This is a genomic window from Microbacterium sp. A93 (assembly GCF_051842835.1).
This window is the reverse complement of record NZ_JBPXMT010000003.1, coordinates 293,730-310,048: the sequence shown is the minus strand read 5'-3', so window position 1 is coordinate 310,048 and position 16,319 is coordinate 293,730. Positions and strand designations below refer to the sequence as shown.

The following is a 16,319-nucleotide window of genomic DNA, read 5'->3' as shown; positions in this document are numbered from 1 at the left end:
TCTGATGTGAGGGGGCTTACTGAGACCCAGAGTACCTGATACGCTCGGTATCGTGAATACCGCACTGACTGCTGCCGGCGGCGCGCCCGATGTTCCGGACGGTCGCGCCACGCGATGGGACGAACACCGTCAGCAACGCCGCGCCAACCTGATCCGGGCGGCCCGCCAGGCCGTGCACGACCTCGGCCCGCAGGCCTCCATGGATGAGATCGCCACCCATGCCGGAACCTCCAAGAGCGTCTTCTACCGGTACTTCGGGGACAAGAACGGACTGCAGGTGGCCGTGGGAGAACGGGCTATCAACTTCATGGAACGTGAACTCCTGATGGCGGCCGAGGCCTCCGACAGTGCCCTCGACGGACTCTTCGCCATGGTGTCCGTCTATCTGAGGCTCGCGGAGTCCTCGCCCCATGTCTATGCTTTCTCCACGCGGCTTCCGCCGGAGACCGCGGCTGGGCCGCCAGCCCAGGGGCAGCCGGCGGCGATGGCGGACTTCTTCGACCGGATCGCCGCCGTGATGGACGTGCACTTCCGCGACTACCTCCGCCAGCACGGCCGGTCGCCGGCCAGTCAGTCCGCCACGTGGTACTGGCCCCGCGCCGCCATCGGCATGGTCCGCTCGGCCGGGGAGACGTGGCTGGGAACACCGCCCGAGGCCTCCCGGCCCGACGCCGCGCGGCTGGCGCGGAAGATCACCGCATGGCTCACCGTCGGCCTGGATGGAACCTATGCCGCCTCACCAACCGACCACCCCACCGCCCCTCCCACTCCCGAACAGGAGCTGTCATGACCACCACCTCCGATTCCAGCGCCGCCCCTCTCGTGGCCGGCGTCGTCCCGCCGACCGCCGCGTCCGCGGACACCCCTGAGGCGCAGACCGCCTTCAGCGCCATCTCCCCCGCCGAACCGGGCGGTCTCGACCTGTCAGCCGTCCAGGAACTGCTGCTGGGCCGCTGGTCCGCCGAACGCCGACAGGGCCGGGAGAACGCCAAGAACCCCGAGCTGCACAAACTGGACAACATCAGCATGGAGGAGCACCGCGAGCGGGTGCTGAACCAGTTGAAGATCCTGGTGGACGCCGGGGTGGTGCAGAAGGCCTTCCCCGCCTCCCTGGGGGGCGAGGACAACCACGGTGGGAACATCGCGCTGTTCACGGAGCTGGTCTCGGCCGATCCCTCCCTGCAGATCAAGGCCGGGGTGCAGTGGGGACTGTTCGGTTCCGCCATCCTGCACCTGGGCACCGCACCCCACCACGAACGCTTCCTCCCGGATGTGCTGAACCTGGAGGTCCCCGGGGCCTTCGCCATGACGGAGATCGGTCACGGTTCGGACGTCGCGTCCATCGGGACCACCGCCACCTACGTGTCCGAGACCGACGAGTTCGAGATCCACACGCCGTTCAAGGCGGCATGGAAGGAGTTCCTCGGCAACGCCGCCCTCCACGGCACGGCGGCCGTGGTGTTCGCCCAGCTGATCACCCACGGTGTCAACCACGGGGTGCACTGCTTCTATGTGCCGATCCGTGATGGGGCCGGCGACTTCCTACCCGGTGTGGGCGGCGAGGACGACGGCTTCAAGGGTGGGCTCAACGGCATCGACAACGGCCGCCTGCACTTCGACCACGTGCGCATCCCCCGGACCCATCTGCTGAACCGGTACGGCAACGTGGATGAGAACGGTGGTTACACCTCGGACATCGCCTCCCCGGGCCGCCGCTTCTTCACGATGATCGGCACGCTCGTCCAGGGCAGGGTCTCACTGTCCCTGGCCGCTGCCTCGGCCTCCGCCCTGGCCCTGACCGGGGCCATCACCTACGGCAACCAGCGCCGTCAGTTCAACGCCAGCTCGGACGTCCACGAGGAGGTGCTGATGGACTACCAGCTGCACCAGCGCCGGTTGATCGACCGGCTGGCCCGTACCTACGCCGACACCTTCGCCTCGAACGAGTTGTTGGAGAAGTTCAACGCCGTGTTCTCCGGGGAGTCGGACACGGACGAGGACCGTCAGGAGCTCGAGACCCTGGCCGCGGCGATCAAGCCCCTGACCACGTGGAACGCCCTGGACACCCTGCAGGAGGCCCGCGAGGCCTGCGGCGGGGCCGGGTACATGGCGAAGAACCGCTTCGCCTCACTGCGCCAGGACCTGGACATCTACGTCACCTTCGAGGGTGACAACAACGTGCTGCTGCAGCTCGTGGCCAAGCGCCTTCTCTCGGACTACTCCAAGGACCTGACCAACTTCTCCATCGGCGCCCTCTCACGGTATGTGCGGGGCCAGGCCACGGAGGCGATGGTCAACCGCTCCGGCCTGCGCCGGGTGGCCCAGGCCGTGCAGGATGCCGGCTCGGAACGCAAGAGCGCCAGCTGGTTCAAAGACCCCGAGGTCCAGCGCGCCCTGCTCGAGGACCGCGTCCGCACCAAGACCGGTGCGGTGGCCCAGGCCCTCATGCCGGTGGCCAAGAAGCCCCAGGCCGAGCAGGCGGCCACCTTCAACCAGAACCAGACGGATCTGATCGACGCGGCGCGGAACCACGGCGAGCTGCTCGAGTGGGAGGCCTTCACCCGCGCGATCAAGACGATCGAGGATGCCCACACGAAGCAGGTCATGACCTGGCTGCGCGATCTCTTCGCCCTGCGCACCATCGAGGACGACCTGGGGTGGTTCATCCAGTCCGGCCGGATCTCCACGCAACGCGCACGCACCCTGCGCGGGTACATCAACCGGCTGGCCGCCCGCCTGCGCCCCCACGCACAGGACCTGGTGGATGCCTTCGGCTACGAGCAGGAACACCTGCGCATGGACGTCACCACCGGCGGAGAGGCGGAGCGTCAGGACGAGGCCGCCGAGTACTACCGCAAGCTGCGCGCCTCCGCCGACGCCCCGGTCCATGAGAAGGTGCTGCACCAGCGCGAGAAGAACGCGGCGAAGGCCGCGCGCGCCAAGGGCAGGAAGAAGTAGCCGCCGGACCGGCCGGGCCTCCCCCGGCCGGCCGGTGCTCAGGGGCGGGTCAGGACAGCGCGGAGCGGTAGACCTCGAGGGTCTGATCGGCGATCGAGTCCCAGGAGAAGTGCTCGATGGCCCGCTGACGTCCGGCCTCGCCCATGCGCCGCGCCAGGTCCGGGTCCTCCAGGACACCCGTCAGGGCCGCCGCGAAATCAGAGACGAAGCGGTCCGGATCCAGGGGTGTCCCGGTGCCGTCGCCCGCCTGGTCCAACGCGACGAGGCGGCCGGTGGTGCCCTCCTGGACCACCTCGGGGATCCCGCCGACCGCCGAGGCCACCACGGCGGTACCGCAGGCCATGGCCTCCAGGTTGACGATTCCCAGCGGTTCATAGATGGACGGGCATGCGAACACGGTGGCCTGCGAGAGGATCTGCATGATCTCCTCCCGTGGCAGCATGCCCTCGATCACCACCACGCCATCACGGGTGGCCTGGAGCTCCGCGATCAACCCGTTGACCTCGGCGGCCAGCGCCGGGGTGTCGGCTGCGCCGGCGCACAGCACCAGTTGCACCTCCGGTGCCAGTCGGGCGGCGGCACGCAGGAGATAGGGCACGCCCTTCTGACGGGTCACCCGCCCCACGAAGGCGACGGTCGGCCGGTCCGGATCGATGCCGTGCCGGGCGAGGGGGCCGACGTCGTCCTGGGGGGTCCAGAGCTGGGTGTCGATGCCGTTGTGCACCACGCGTACCTTCTCTGGATCCACGTCCGGGTAGGCGGCCAGGATGTCCCGTCGCATGCCGGCGGACACGGCGATCACGCGGGCCGCGGAGGCGTAGGCCGTGGCCTCGGCCCAGGAGGACAGGCGATACCCGCCGCCGAGCTGCTCCGCCTTCCACGGCCGTAACGGCTCGAGGGAGTGGGCGGAGAGGATGTGCGGCACGCCGTGCAGCAGTCCCCCGAGGTGACCGGCCAGGTTGGCATACCACGTATGTGTGTGGATGAGGTCGGTCCCGGCCAAGGCCTCCAGGACGGCCAGGTCCGTGCCGAAGGTCTGGACTGCCGGGTTGGCGCCTTCCAGCCCGCCGGGGACCCCATAGCTGGAGACGGCGGCCCCGTGGTACTCGGGACTGCGGTCCTCGCCGAAGGCATGGACCCGTAGGTCGGTCCGTCCGGCCAGCACGCGGGAGAGCTCCGCGACGTGGACGCCGGCGCCTCCGTAGATGGCCGGGGGGAATTCCTTGGTCACAATGTCGATGCGCACGCTAACAACGTAGTCCAGCGCACATCCGTGCCGATAGTGTGGCGGCTAGTGTGAAGGAACGGATGCTCCTCTGACTGGATGGGATGCCTCAGATGCCACAGAAGAAGGTTCTGGCGATCGTACTCGCCGGCGGTGAAGGCAAACGGTTGATGCCCCTGACGGCGGACCGGGCCAAACCGGCCGTCCCTTTCGCGGGAAGTTACCGGTTGATCGACTTCGCGCTCTCCAACCTGGTCAACTCCGGGTACCTGCGGATCGTGGTGCTGACGCAGTACAAGTCCCACTCCCTGGACCGCCACATCTCCGAGACGTGGCGGATGTCCACCCTCCTGCAGAACTACGTGGCGTCCGTGCCGGCTCAACAGCGGCGCGGCAAGGACTGGTTCCTCGGGAGCGCCAACGCGATCTACCAGTCGATGAACCTGATCCACGACGCCCGGCCGGACATCGTGGTGGTGATCGGCGCCGACCACGTCTATCGCATGGACTTCCAGCAGATGGTGGACCAGCACATCGAATCGGGCGCCTCGGCCACCGTGGCTGCCGTACGTCAGCCGCTTGAACTGGCCCCGTCCTTCGGGGTCATCGAGACGCAGCAGGATCGGCCGGACCGGATCGCCCGTTTCGTGGAGAAGCCGGCCACGACCCAGGGGCTGGTGGATGATCCGAGTCAGTTCCTCGCCTCGATGGGCAACTATGTCTTCACCGCGGATGCCCTGGTGCATGCGCTCAACGAGGATGACAAGGCCCAGGACACGGCCCATGACATGGGCGGGGATATCGTCCCGTGGTTCGTGGACCGGGACGACTGCGGCGTGTACGACTTCACCACCAACGTGCTACCGGACGAATCCGGCGACACCCACTACTGGCGCGACGTCGGGACCTTGGACTCGTACTACGACGCCCACATGGACCTGGTGAAGCCCTGGCCGGACTTCAACCTCTACAACCCCGAGTGGCCGATCTTCACGCGCCAGTCCGTGTCCCCACCCGCCAAGTTGGTCCGATCGGCCACCAAACGCCCCGGCACCGCGGTGGACTCGATCCTCTCCCAGGGCGTGGTGATCTCCGGCGGCACCGTGGCCCAGTCCGTCCTCAACTCGGACGTCAGGGTGCACAACGAGGCCTGGGTGGAGCAGTCCGTCCTGCTGGACGGGGCGGTGGTCGGCAAGGGGGCCAAGGTCCGCAACGCCATCCTCGACAAGAACGTGGTGGTACCGGAAGGCGTGCAGATCGGCTTCGACCGGGCGGAGGACGAGGCACGCGGGTTCACGGTCACCGAGTCCGGGCTGACGGTGACATCCAAGGGGCAGTTCGTCCCACCGCTCGCCTGACCTTGGACGGCTCGCGCCGCGTACACCGCTCGCCCTCACGGTCACCGCATGGACTACCGGCGGTCACCACGTGCCGGGCGCTGTCGGGACCAGGAGATCTCGAACGACAAGACTTAAGGCTTGTCGGCTGAGGAACAACGCCTAGGGTTTGTACTTGGTCGATGACTTTCTCGTGCCTCAGGGCGTTGTGCTGTCAGCCCCGCCGTGCGTCCGTGACGCGACGACAGCAGACCTGAAAGAGTGGTTGAATAACTTCATGGTGATCAACAACACACCCGGGGTGTCCTCGTCCCCCGGCGCTCCCCTCCCGGCCGGCGGACTCCCGGAGGGTTACCTGGATCGGACGAACCTGACGCGTGACGAGGCCTTCGCCCGCTCCGCGGTGCTGGCCACCCGCGATTACGAGGTCCACCTGGACCTGTCCACGGCCCTGGATCCGCAGTCGAGCAGCTATCGATCGAGGACCACGCTGAGGTTCTCCTGCGCCCAGCCCGGGAGTTGGACCTTCCTCGACTTCATCAACGACGGCGTGGAGTCGGTCGTCCTGAACGGCCAAACCCTGGATCCGGGGCGTGTCGCCGGAGGGGCCCGCATCCTGCTGGAGGACCTGGCGGCGGAGAACGAGGTCACGGTCACCGGCACCGCGCAGTACTCCACCTCCGGGGAGGGGCTGCACCGGTTCGTGGACCCCTCCGACGGTCAGACCTACCTGTACACCCAGTACGAGCCGGCCGACGCCCGCCGGGTCTTCGCCACCTTCGAGCAGCCCGACCTGAAGGGACGGTTCACGTTCCACCTGACCGGCCCGGCCGACTGGGTACTGGCCTCCAACCAGGCACCCGCAGCACGGCGGGCGGCCGGGACGGATGGTGCGGGCCGCGACCTGGTGACCGTGGACTTCGCCACCACGCAGCCGATGTCCACCTACATCACGACACTCCTGGCCGGCCCGTACGCCCAGTGGCAGGACCGGTGGGCCGGCCATCCCGCCTCCGGAGCCCCGGAGGTGCCTCTCGCGCTGTACTGCCGGGCCTCGATGGCCGATTCCCTGGACGCCGAGAGGATCTTCACCACCACGAAGGCCGGCCTCGACTTCTTCCACGAGCAGTTCGGCACCCCCTACCTGTGGGGCAAGTACGATCAGGCCTTCGTCCCCGAGTACAACCTCGGTGCCATGGAGAACCCCGGCCTGGTCACCTTCACCGAGCAGTACATCTTCACCTCGACGGCGACGCAGGCCCAGTACGAGGCCCGGGCCACCACGCTCCTGCACGAGATGGCCCACATGTGGTTCGGCGACCTGGTGACCATGCGGTGGTGGGACGACCTGTGGCTCAAGGAGTCCTTCGCTGACTTCATGGGGACCCTGGCGGTGGCCGAGACCACCGAGTTCACCGGGTCCTGGACCACCTTCGCGAACCGGCGGAAGGGCTGGGCGTACCTCCAGGACCAGTACCCCACCACCCATCCGATCGTGGCGGACATCCGCGACCTCGAGGCCGCCCGGCAGAACTTCGACGGCATCACCTATGCCAAGGGCGCCTCGGTGCTCAAACAGCTGGTGGCGTACGTGGGCCGGGACGCCTTCATGGCGGCCGCGCGCGAGTACTTCGTCCGTCATGCCTGGTCCAACGCCTCACTGGACGATTTCCTGGCCGTCCTCTCGGCGGCTTCGGGCCGTGACCTGCGCGACTGGGCCGACGACTGGCTGCAGACGTCCGGGGTACCCGAACTGTGGGTAGAGGATGGTGCACTGTGCCAGGCGGGGATCGACCCCACCTCCGGTGAGGAGGTCCTGCGCCCGCACGTGCTGAAGGTCGGTGTGTACTCCCCCGACGACGTGGGCCGTCTCGCGCGCGTCCGGAGCGTGGAGGTGGAGGTGGCTTCCGGGGCGGAGGGGGCCAGGACCCCCGTGGCGATCCCGGCGGCGCTGCGGGCCGGAGACCTCGTCCTGCCGAATGACGAGGACCTGACCTATGCCAAGATCCGGCTGGATGAGGCCTCCCTGCAGGCGGTGCTCCGATACCCGGTGGCGGATGGGCTGGCCGGCGCCACCGTGTGGGCGGCCTTGTGGAACATGACCCGGGACGCCCTGCTGCCGGCCGGGCAGTTCGTGGAGGCGGTCTGCCGTCTCTCCGGGGCGCTGAGTGATGCTGGCCTCTACGGCAGCGTGATCGAGCAGGCCAGGACCGCGGTGGACCGCTACGCGCCGGCCTCCGAACGGAACACCCTGCGGGGCCGGCTGGGCGAGGTCCTGGTGGATTCCCTGCACAGCCGGGGTGCCGGCAGCGATCGGCAGCGATCTGCCGCCCGCACGTTCACCCGGCTGGCTCGCGGCGCAGCCGACGGAGGCGCGGATGGCCACCCGACGCTGCTGCCGTTCCTGCCCGTCCTGCGGACGCTGACGGGCGTGGGCCCCGAGGCGGCGCGGGACCAGGCGAGACTGGCACCCGGATTGGATGTGGATGCCGAGATCCGTTGGTTGGCCTGGCAGGGGCTGGCCGCCCTGGGACGGGCCACCACGGCGGAGCTGGACGCCACCCTGGCGCAGGACGTGAGTGCCACGCATGCCGTCTGGCACCGGATGGCCTGCGCCGCGCTGCCCGATCCCGCCGTGCGGAACGAGGCCTGGGAGGCGGTCATGTCCGGTGGCACCGCCGACGGCCGGATCCTGTCCAACGACCACCTCTCGGCCGTCGCCGCCGGTTTCACCGCCTCCCGCCCGGATCTGGCGGAGCCGTTCACGGAACGCTTCTGGCCGGCGCTGGAGGGGTTGTGGGCGAGCCGCTCCAACGGCTTGGCCTCCAGGACCATCGAGGGGTTGTTCCCGTCCCGGCAGGACGCGATCACCGGCACGGCCGCCGAGCAACGGGAGCACCCGGTGGTGGTGGCCGCGCAGAGCTGGCTGGACGGGACTCCGGGGGCACCCCGGGCCCTGCGCCGGATCATCGTCGAGCAGACGGACGATCTGTTGCGGTCTCTGACCGCCCAGGCCACCCATCGGAGCTGAATCGAACCGGGACTAGGGCACCCGTGCGGTCCAGGCCGGCGTCGAGAATTTGGTGGTGGCCAGCGCCTCAGCCCGGGCGATCTCATCGTCCGAGAGCACGGCCCGGGTGGCGCCGTACCGCTCGCTGAAGGTGTCCATCATGGTCTCCCAGATCTCCGGCCGGCTCATTCCGGTCTGCCGGCGGAGCGGATCGACCCGCTTCTTGGCCGAGCGGATGCCCTTGTCCCGGATCTTCTCCTGGCCGATCCGCAGCACGTCGGTCATCTTGTCCGCATCGATGTCATAGCTCATGGTGACGTGGTGGAGCAGCCCCCCGCGGGCCAGTCTCTTCTGGGCGGCACCTCCGATCTTGCCCTCGGGCGTGGCGATGTCGTTCAGCGGTTGGTAGAAGGCCTCCACGCCGGTGCGCTGCAGGGCGTCCATGGCCCAGGCGTCGATGAACGGATAGGACTCGGCGAAACTCAGTCCGTCCACGAGGGAGAGCGGCAGGTACATCGAGTACGTGACGCAGTTGTCGGCCTCCATGAACATGGCCCCGCCCCCGGAGATGCGCCGGACCACGGTGACCCCGTGCCGCTGTGCCCCGGCAGGATCGACCTCGTTGGCCAGCGACTGGAAGGAGCCGATGACCACGGCCGGCTCGGTCCACTGCCACAGACGCAGCGCGGGCCTGCGCCGGCCGGCCGCCACATCCTCGGTGAGGATCTGGTCCAGGGCCACCTGCGTGGTGATCGGCAGGGGCTGCGGGGCGAGGATCTCCCATTCATGGTCCTGCCAGGTGGTGGCGTGGCCCAGAGCCCGCCGCACGGCCGTGGCGATCGAGGCCGCATCGAAGCCGAACATCACGGTCTCGGTCCCGACGGCGGCACGGACCTTCTCCGCGATGGTCCCGTGGGGTGCGTCCACCGACAGGCCGAGGAGGGAACGGTTGATGTCCTCCAGCGCCTCGTCGGGTTCCAGGAAGAAGTCGCCGTTGATGCTGGCGGCCGCCACGGTGCCGCTTTCAACGGCCAGGTCCGCGATGACGAGTTTGCCTCCGGAGACCTTGTATTCACCGTGGTGTGTGTAGTCACTCATCCCCCCATGGTAGGCAGTGGTGGGAGGCTGCTGGGCCGGTGGATCTCCACAGCCCACTGTCCGCACCTCACATTCCGGGGTGCTGGCGCGTCTACTGTGTGATGACCATGAGAGAACCTTTCGAGCAGGCCGTACAGCGGCACGGCGGCACCGTGCTGAAGGTGTGCCGCGCCGTCCTCGGCCCGGGGCCGGATGCCGATGACGCTTGGCAGGAGACCTTCCTCGCCGCCCTGCGGGAATGGCCGGACCTCGACCCCACGATGCCGTTGGAGCCGTGGCTGGTCCGGGTGGCCGGGCGTAAGGCGATCGACATCATCCGGGCTCGGAACCGGCCGGCGGCGCCTTGGGGGGAACTCCCCGAGCGCCAGCAGACGCGTCGTTCCGCGGCGGCTTACGGCGTGGACCAAGCCGTGGAGCTCTGGACGGCGGTGGCCTCCCTGCCGGAGCGGCAACGGCTCGCGGTGGCGTACCACTATCTGGGCGGCCTGCCCCATGCGGACACGGCGGCGGTGATCGGCGGCAGCCCGGCGTCGGTCCGCAGGGCCTCTGCCGACGGCGTCAAGGCGCTGCGCCGGATCTGGGCGGAGGACACGGGGGACGGCCAGCCGGCGACCCCGCCAGTGCGAGTGAGAACGGAAGCGGAATGATGGAGCAACCGAGGCACAGCATGCACAGCATGGACAGCGCGGTCGATCCCACCCGCCTCATGGCGGATCACTTCTCCGTGGCGGAGGCGGACCTGACGGTGCTGCGTGACCGGTTGTCCCACCGGGCGGATCAGGACGGACTGCTGGAGTTGGCCTACCGCGTGGTGGAGACCCCCGTCGGGCGGCTGATGGTGATCGCCGGGGACCGGGGCGTGGTGCGGGTGGCCTTCGAGCGTGAGGGCTTCGCCGCCGTCCTGGCCACGGTGGCCGTGAAGGTCAGTCCACGGCTGCTGCACGCCCCATGGAAGCTGGAGGGCATCACCCGGGAGTTCGACGAGTACTTCTCCGGGCAGCGGCGCCACTTCGAGACACCTGTCGACTTCGTCCTGTCCTCCGGGTTCCGGCTGTCCGTGCAACGGGCACTGCCAACCATCGGTTACGGCCGGACGATCACCTACCGCGGATTGGCCGAGCGGATGGAGAATCCCCGGGCCGTGCGGGCGGTGGGGACAGCCTGCGCCACGAACCCGCTGCCCGTGATCGTGCCCTGCCACCGGGTGGTGCGAACGGACGGTTCCCTGGGTGGGTATCTGGGCGGCCTGGACGCCAAGACCACGCTCCTCGAACTGGAACGGGACCAGGGACAGGACGCAGCATGAGCCAGCAGAACGAGCCCACGGCACCGCGAGAGGATGGCCTGGTGGTGGGGCCGGATGGCTTGGCCCGTCCGGTCTGGGCCTCCAAGGATCCCCTGCTGAGGGACTACTACGACACCGAGTGGGGCCTGCCCGTCCGCGATGAACGGGGGCTGTTCGAACGGCTCAGCCTGGAAGCCTTCCAGTCGGGCCTGTCCTGGGCTACGATCCTGCGCAAGCGGCCGGCCTTCCGCCGGGCATTCGCCGACTTTGACCCGGACGAGGTGGCGGGATTCGGGGAGGGGGAGGTGGCCCGCCTGCTCGAGGATGCCGGGATCATCCGGAATCGGGCCAAGATCCTGGCGACCATCGGCAATGCGAAGGCCACCACGGCATTGCGGGAGGAGGGTGGGCTGGCAGCGCTGCTCTGGTCCTTCCAGCCGGAGCAGACGCCGGAACCCCGTACCCCGCAGGAAGTCCCGAGCCGTTCCGCCGAGTCCACGGCGGCCGCCAAGGTCCTGAAGACCAAGGGCTTCTCCTTCGTGGGGCCCACCACGGTCTTCGCCCTGATGGAGGCGGTCGGCATCGTGGACACGCACCTGCTGGGATCACACCGACGGGGGACCTCGGGCCTCTGGGTCTCCGGCTAGCTCCGGATGGTCTCCGGATGGTGCCGGATCGCCGAGAGGTCCGAGTGCCGCCCGTGGCTGGCTAGGATCGAGGCATGTCCACCTCTGAGGCCTCCAGCACCACTGTCCTGCCAGCCGGGACCTTTCGCCGATGGACAGCCAGCTGCGGCTGGTTCCTCGCGGTGGCGGTACCCCTCTGGCTCGTGGGTGGCCGGGTTCTGACAGACAGCGCCGGATCCCTGACGCCCGTGTATGCGGCCACGCTGGCCCCGGTCCTGCTGGTCCTGTGGCTGGTGGCCCTCACGGTGCCGGCACGCCGACCCGCCCGTCTACCCTCGCTACGGGCCTGTACGATCCTGCTGATCTCCTGGGGCTGCGGCATCATCCTGGGGTTCACCCTCCCGGATGCGGGTGAGGGCGCGTCCTCCGTCCTCGGTGCCTTGGCCGGACCCGGGGCCGAGGGGGCCGCTGCCGCGCTCTCGAATCCACTGGGCATCATCACGCTGTTCACGGCCGTGATGGGGTGCGTGATCGCCGTGCGGCACAGCGCCCACGGAGACGGCAGCGGCCGCCCCCGGGACACCGACGAGGACGAGGCCCAGGGCACCGGCTACTTCCCGGTGCTGGACGTCTAGTGCTGGACGGCTAGTGCTAGACGTCCAGAGGCCTGAAAACACAGAACCGGAGCCGATCAGGACCATTCTCCCGTGGAGAGGTCCCGGATCGGCCCCGGTCTGCAGGGGAATCCTAAGGGGCGGCAGAAGCCTACTTCTTGCCGCCGAAGCCCTTGAAGCGGGCGTTGAAGCGCTCCACGCGACCGGCGGTATCCATGATCCGCTGCTTGCCGGTGTAGAAGGGGTGCGAGGCCGCGGAGATCTCCACGTCGATCACCGGGTAGGTGTTGCCGTCTTCCCACTCCATGGTCTTCTTGGACGTGGCAGTGGTGCGGGTCAGTACCTTCTCGCCGGAGGCCAGATCGTTGAAGATCATCAGCTGGTACTCGGGGTGGATGTCAGTCTTCATGGGAATCCTTCGTTGGCGCCACTGGATTTTGCCAGCGGCTGTGAGGAGCAAGTGCGGTTGGCCGCAGTACGGTCAGCGACCCACTTTATCACGCACGGGGACGGAGTTCCCAGAAGGCCACGGCGCTGGCCGCGGCAACGTTCAGCGAGTCCACCCCGGAGGCCATCGGGATCTTGACCTGGAGATCACAGGCGTCCAGGGTCTCGGACGTGACCCCGGGCCCCTCGGCACCCAGGACGAGCGCGAGTCGATCGTGTTCCCGCAGCGCCGGGGAGTCCAGATCGATGGCCGTGTCACTCAGTTCCAGGGCGGCCACCGTGAATCCCTCGGACTTCAGACCGTGCAGGACTCCGGGCCAGGCGGCACGGCCACGGCCGTCCGCCTCGCCCACGCGCGCCCACGGGACACCGAAGACCGTTCCCATGGACACCCGGATGCTGCGGCGGTACAACGGGTCGGCGCATTCGGGGCTGACCAGGATCGCATCCACGCTCAACCCAGCGGCGGAACGGAAGATCGCCCCCAGATTCGTGTGGTCGGAGACGTTCTCCAGCACGGCGACACGCCGCGCTCCGGCCAGCACCTCAGCCGGGGCCCGGGGCGCCGGCCGGTCCATGGCCGCCAGCGCTCCCCGGTGCAGGTGGAACCCCGTGATCGTCTCCAGCACGGCGTCGGTGCCGGTGTAGACGGGAATCCCGGGGTGGGCCGCGAACACATCCGCCATCGAGTCGAGGTAACGTTGCGCCAGGAAGAACGAGCGCGGACGGTGCCCGGCAGCCAGGGCTCGGCGGACCACCTGGGATGACTCAGCCAGGTAGATCCCGTGGAGGGTGTCCTGCCGCCGGCGCAGGGCGGCATCGCTCAGGCGGCTGTACACGTCCACCCGGGGGTCGGCGGCATCCGTCAGTTCAATGACCGGCGCGTGTTCCGTGGGCTCCGAGGGGCGGTTGGAAACGGGTTCGGCTGCGGGTTCGGCTGCGGGATCGAGCACGGGATCACCCACCGGTCACCAACGGCCAGACCATGTAGACCAGGCCGGCCACACCGACCACCACGATGATCACCCGGAGCCAGAAGGGCTTGATGCGTCGACCGATCTGGGCCCCCAGGCTGGCACCGATCATGGACGACACGGCGATCAGCAGCACGGCCCGCCAATCGATGCGGTCGAAGGCGAAGACCAGGTAGGACACCGCGGCGATGAGGTTCACGGCCAGGGACAGCCAGGTCTTGATCGCGTTCGAGTAGACCAGCGCTCCGGAGAGGAAGACCCCCATGATGCCCAGTAGCAGTACCCCCTGGGCCGCCACGAAGTACCCGCCGTAGATGCCGGCGGAGAAGATCAGGGCCCACAGCACCGGGGAGACGGGCCCCGTGGGGGCCTCCGGCTCGGCCAAGGGGTCTGCCGCCGTCACTCCCCCGGCCTCATCGACCTTCCGATGGCGGACCCACCGGGAGAGGGTCGGTTGGAAGAGCACGAAGCCGATGGCCACGGCGATCAGGATGGGGGCGGCCACGCCGAAGACCTCTTCGGGCAGCACCATGAGCAGGAACGCCCCGACGACGCCGCCGGCCAGGGATGCGGTGGTCAGGGCCGGCAGGACCGACCGCGAGGCCGCCAGCTCCCGGCGGAACCCGTAGACCCCGGACACCCCGGCGGCGACCAGTCCCATGGCATTGGAGATCTGTGCGGTCACCGGGGGGAACCCCATCGCCACCAGGACGGGGAAGGTCACGAGGGTGCCCGAACCGACCACGGTGTTGATGGTCCCAGCCCAGAAGCCGGCCAGCAGGATGACGACGACCTGCCACAGGTGCAGGCCCATGACATCCAGGCTCAAGAATTCCATGAAGTCCATGCAGGGGTCTCCGGGCGGTCGTCAGCGGGCCACGGCCGAGTACCGGCCGTCCGTCACCGTGACCTTCAGGGGCAGGCCGAAAGCCGCCGAGAGGTGGTCCTCGGTCAGAGTCTCGGCCAGAGGACCGGCCGCCACCACACCGCCCTGGCGCATCAGCAGGGCGTGCGTGAAGCCCGGGGGGACCTCCTCCACATGGTGGGTCACCAGCACGAGGGCGGGCGCGCCCGGATCGGCCGCCAGTCGCGTCAGGGCGCGTACGAGGGTCTCGCGGCCGGCCAGGTCCAGGCCGGCCGCCGGCTCGTCCAACAGGAGCAACTCGGGATCTGCCATCAAGGCACGGGCCACGAGGACGCGCTTGCGCTCCCCCTCCGACAAGGTGCCGAAACGACGATCCTCATAGCCTCGCAGGCCCCACTGCCAGATCAACCGCCGGGCCCGCTCCTCGTCCACGGCGTCATAGGTCTCATTCCACCGTCCCATCACGCCCCAGGAGGCCGTCTGCACGGCATCGAGCACCGTCTCCTGGCCGGGCAGCTGCTGGGCCAGGGCGGCGGAGGACAGGCCGATGCGGGGACGCAGCTCGAAGACGTCGACGGCGCCGAGCACCTCGTCGAGGATGCCCACCATGCCGGTGGTCGGGTGCATCCGGGTGGCGGCCACCTGCAGCAGCGTGGACTTACCGGCGCCGTTGGGACCCATGATGATCCAGCGTTCGCCGTCCCGGACCTGCCAGGACACGTCCTTCAGCAGCTCCTTGGTCCCCCGGCGGATGCCCACCCCGGCCATCTCCAGGACCGATTCACCCGAGGGGGTGAACCAGTCGGAATCCGTCACGGCACGCTGAGGCTCGGAGAAAGGGCTGGTCATGCTTCAAACACTAGGCTAGAACCACCCTCCGAAGCACGAAAGGCCACGGCATGCCGCCCACTTTCTCCCCGTCCCCCGGCACAGACCTGATGCTCGTCTATGCCGCCACCTCCGTTTCGGCGGGGGATTCCCCCCCTTCCTCGGTGCCCACCCACGCCGAACCGGTGGGCGGCGTCGGGTTCAGGGGCTGGCGTTGGGAGGTGCCGGCCGGAGCATCAGGTGGCAGGCCGGAGGCGGCCCTGCTGTCACAGGGCCCGCTGTCACCGGGCTCGCTGTCAGAGGGCCGGCTGGCCGCCGACCATGCGGTGGCCGTGGTGCCGGACGCCGTCCGGCAGGCACAGCCCAAGATGCTGGTGATGGACGTCGACTCCACCCTGATCCGCCAGGAGGTCATCGAGCTGTTGGCCGCCCATGCCGGACGGGAGGCCGAGGTGGCCGCCGTGACGGAGGCCGCCATGCGCGGGGAACTGGACTTCACCCAATCCCTGCACCACCGGGTCCAGGCCCTGGCCGGGCTGGACGCCGCCGTGATCGATGACGTGGTGGCCGCCGTCGAGCCCCAGCCGGGGGCCCGCGAGGTCATCGCAGCCTTCCACGCGGCCGGCTGGCAGGTGTGTGCGGTGTCCGGAGGGTTCACCCAGGTGCTCGCCCCCCTGGCCGACGACCTCGGACTGGATCACTACCGGGCCAACGACCTCGAGATCGTTCAGGGCCGGCTCACCGGTCGTGTCCTGGGCACGGTGGTCGACCGCGCGGTCAAAGCCGAGATGGTGCGGCGGTGGTCTGCCGAGGCGGGGGTGAGCCCGGAGGGTGTGGTGGCGGCCGGAGACGGCGCGAACGACATCGACATGCTCGACGCCGCCGGGCTGGCCGTGGCCTTCTGCGCCAAGCCGGCCCTGCGCGAGCATGCCGATGTCGAACTGGATGTGCCGTCCCTGGATGTGATCCGGGTGCTTGCCGGCCTGTAGCCGCCGCACCTCGCACTTTCAGTCGACTTCGTGTGGGTGTCGGCGGACACCCACACGAAGTCG

At 68.9% G+C, this 16,319-nt stretch carries 15 protein-coding genes; 9 read left to right on the top strand and 6 right to left on the bottom strand.

Annotated features, from left to right (window positions below; translation table 11 throughout):
• Positions 1-52: 52 nt before the first annotated feature.
• Positions 53-790: a TetR/AcrR family transcriptional regulator gene (locus ACSU1G_RS09490; RefSeq protein WP_439279673.1), complete on the top strand. Its 738-nt coding sequence runs from the start codon at positions 53-55 to the stop codon at positions 788-790.
• Positions 787-2,958 carry an acyl-CoA dehydrogenase family protein gene (locus tag ACSU1G_RS09485; protein WP_439279672.1) on the top strand — a complete coding sequence of 724 codons (2,172 nt, stop codon included), beginning with the start codon at positions 787-789 and terminating at the stop codon, positions 2,956-2,958. The genes ACSU1G_RS09490 and ACSU1G_RS09485 overlap by 4 nt, the downstream gene beginning before the upstream one ends.
• A 49-nt stretch (positions 2,959-3,007) precedes the next feature.
• Here the strand turns inward: ACSU1G_RS09485 and glgA are convergent, their stop codons facing one another.
• Positions 3,008-4,204, bottom strand: coding sequence for a glycogen synthase (gene glgA / locus ACSU1G_RS09480; RefSeq protein WP_439279671.1), 1,197 nt, complete (start codon positions 4,202-4,204; stop codon positions 3,008-3,010).
• Between the two features lie 92 nt (positions 4,205-4,296).
• Here glgA and glgC point away from each other — a divergent pair, with 92 nt between their 5' ends.
• Together glgC and pepN are read left to right on the top strand one after the other, a co-directional pair.
• Positions 4,297-5,541 carry a glucose-1-phosphate adenylyltransferase gene (glgC, locus tag ACSU1G_RS09475; RefSeq protein WP_439279670.1) on the top strand — a complete coding sequence of 415 codons (1,245 nt, stop codon included), beginning with the start codon at positions 4,297-4,299 and terminating at the stop codon, positions 5,539-5,541.
• 256 nt (positions 5,542-5,797) lie between these two features.
• Complete coding sequence (gene pepN, locus ACSU1G_RS09470; RefSeq protein ID WP_439279669.1) at positions 5,798-8,551, top strand: aminopeptidase N; 2,754 nt, start codon at positions 5,798-5,800, stop codon at positions 8,549-8,551.
• 12 nt (positions 8,552-8,563) lie between these two features.
• Here the strand turns inward: pepN and ACSU1G_RS09465 are convergent, their stop codons facing one another.
• Complete coding sequence (locus ACSU1G_RS09465; protein ID WP_439279668.1) at positions 8,564-9,628, bottom strand: lipoate--protein ligase family protein; 1,065 nt, start codon at positions 9,626-9,628, stop codon at positions 8,564-8,566.
• 107 nt (positions 9,629-9,735) lie between these two features.
• Between ACSU1G_RS09465 and ACSU1G_RS09460 the strand changes: the two genes are divergently transcribed.
• From ACSU1G_RS09460 to ACSU1G_RS09445, 4 genes are all read left to right on the top strand, one after another.
• Positions 9,736-10,275 carry an RNA polymerase sigma factor gene (locus tag ACSU1G_RS09460; RefSeq protein WP_439279667.1) on the top strand — a complete coding sequence of 180 codons (540 nt, stop codon included), beginning with the start codon at positions 9,736-9,738 and terminating at the stop codon, positions 10,273-10,275.
• A 29-nt stretch (positions 10,276-10,304) separates the two neighbouring features.
• Positions 10,305-10,934, top strand: coding sequence for a methylated-DNA--[protein]-cysteine S-methyltransferase (locus tag ACSU1G_RS09455; RefSeq protein WP_439279666.1), 630 nt, complete (start codon positions 10,305-10,307; stop codon positions 10,932-10,934).
• The gene (locus tag ACSU1G_RS09450; RefSeq protein ID WP_439279665.1) at positions 10,931-11,560 is read left to right on the top strand and encodes a DNA-3-methyladenine glycosylase I; all 630 of its coding nucleotides are present in this window, start codon (positions 10,931-10,933) and stop codon (positions 11,558-11,560) included. Before ACSU1G_RS09455 ends, ACSU1G_RS09450 begins: the two co-directional genes overlap by 4 nt.
• 74 nt (positions 11,561-11,634) lie before the next feature.
• Positions 11,635-12,174, top strand: a complete 540-nt coding sequence (locus ACSU1G_RS09445) for a hypothetical protein (protein WP_439279664.1) — start codon at positions 11,635-11,637, stop codon at positions 12,172-12,174.
• A gap of 130 nt (positions 12,175-12,304) precedes the next feature.
• Here ACSU1G_RS09445 and ACSU1G_RS09440 read toward each other — a convergent pair whose 3' ends face one another.
• From ACSU1G_RS09440 to ACSU1G_RS09425, 4 genes are all read right to left on the bottom strand, one after another.
• Complete coding sequence (locus tag ACSU1G_RS09440; protein ID WP_363353361.1) at positions 12,305-12,562, bottom strand: type B 50S ribosomal protein L31; 258 nt, start codon at positions 12,560-12,562, stop codon at positions 12,305-12,307.
• Between the two features lie 88 nt (positions 12,563-12,650).
• The gene (locus ACSU1G_RS09435) at positions 12,651-13,475 is read right to left on the bottom strand and encodes a TrmH family RNA methyltransferase (RefSeq protein WP_439279950.1); all 825 of its coding nucleotides are present in this window, start codon (positions 13,473-13,475) and stop codon (positions 12,651-12,653) included.
• Positions 13,476-13,557: 82 nt separating this feature from the next.
• Positions 13,558-14,412 carry a sulfite exporter TauE/SafE family protein gene (locus ACSU1G_RS09430; RefSeq protein WP_439279663.1) on the bottom strand — a complete coding sequence of 285 codons (855 nt, stop codon included), beginning with the start codon at positions 14,410-14,412 and terminating at the stop codon, positions 13,558-13,560.
• A gap of 30 nt (positions 14,413-14,442) precedes the next feature.
• A complete protein-coding gene (locus ACSU1G_RS09425) occupies positions 14,443-15,207 on the bottom strand; it encodes an ABC transporter ATP-binding protein (RefSeq protein WP_439279949.1) in 765 nt (254 codons plus the stop codon).
• A 131-nt stretch (positions 15,208-15,338) separates the two neighbouring features.
• Here ACSU1G_RS09425 and serB point away from each other — a divergent pair, with 131 nt between their 5' ends.
• Entirely contained in the window at positions 15,339-16,256 is a 918-nt protein-coding gene (gene serB / locus ACSU1G_RS09420; RefSeq protein WP_439279662.1) for a phosphoserine phosphatase SerB, read from the top strand.
• The last annotated feature ends 63 nt before the right edge of the window (positions 16,257-16,319 follow it).

Coding starts and splice junctions, on each gene's coding strand:
- ACSU1G_RS09485 (WP_439279672.1), top strand. CDS start 787: ATGACCACCACCTCCGATTCCAGCGCCGCCCCTCTCGTGGCCGGCGTC.
- glgC (WP_439279670.1), top strand. CDS start 4,297: ATGCCACAGAAGAAGGTTCTGGCGATCGTACTCGCCGGCGGTGAAGGC.
- pepN (WP_439279669.1), top strand. CDS start 5,798: ATGGTGATCAACAACACACCCGGGGTGTCCTCGTCCCCCGGCGCTCCC.
- ACSU1G_RS09465 (WP_439279668.1), bottom strand. CDS start 9,628: ATGAGTGACTACACACACCACGGTGAATACAAGGTCTCCGGAGGCAAA.
- ACSU1G_RS09460 (WP_439279667.1), top strand. CDS start 9,736: ATGAGAGAACCTTTCGAGCAGGCCGTACAGCGGCACGGCGGCACCGTG.
- ACSU1G_RS09455 (WP_439279666.1), top strand. CDS start 10,305: ATGGACAGCGCGGTCGATCCCACCCGCCTCATGGCGGATCACTTCTCC.
- ACSU1G_RS09450 (WP_439279665.1), top strand. CDS start 10,931: ATGAGCCAGCAGAACGAGCCCACGGCACCGCGAGAGGATGGCCTGGTG.
- ACSU1G_RS09445 (WP_439279664.1), top strand. CDS start 11,635: ATGTCCACCTCTGAGGCCTCCAGCACCACTGTCCTGCCAGCCGGGACC.
- ACSU1G_RS09440 (WP_363353361.1), bottom strand. CDS start 12,562: ATGAAGACTGACATCCACCCCGAGTACCAGCTGATGATCTTCAACGAT.
- ACSU1G_RS09430 (WP_439279663.1), bottom strand. CDS start 14,412: ATGGAATTCTTGAGCCTGGATGTCATGGGCCTGCACCTGTGGCAGGTC.
- ACSU1G_RS09425 (WP_439279949.1), bottom strand. CDS start 15,207: ATGGCCGGGGTGGGCATCCGCCGGGGGACCAAGGAGCTGCTGAAGGAC.
- serB (WP_439279662.1), top strand. CDS start 15,339: ATGCCGCCCACTTTCTCCCCGTCCCCCGGCACAGACCTGATGCTCGTC.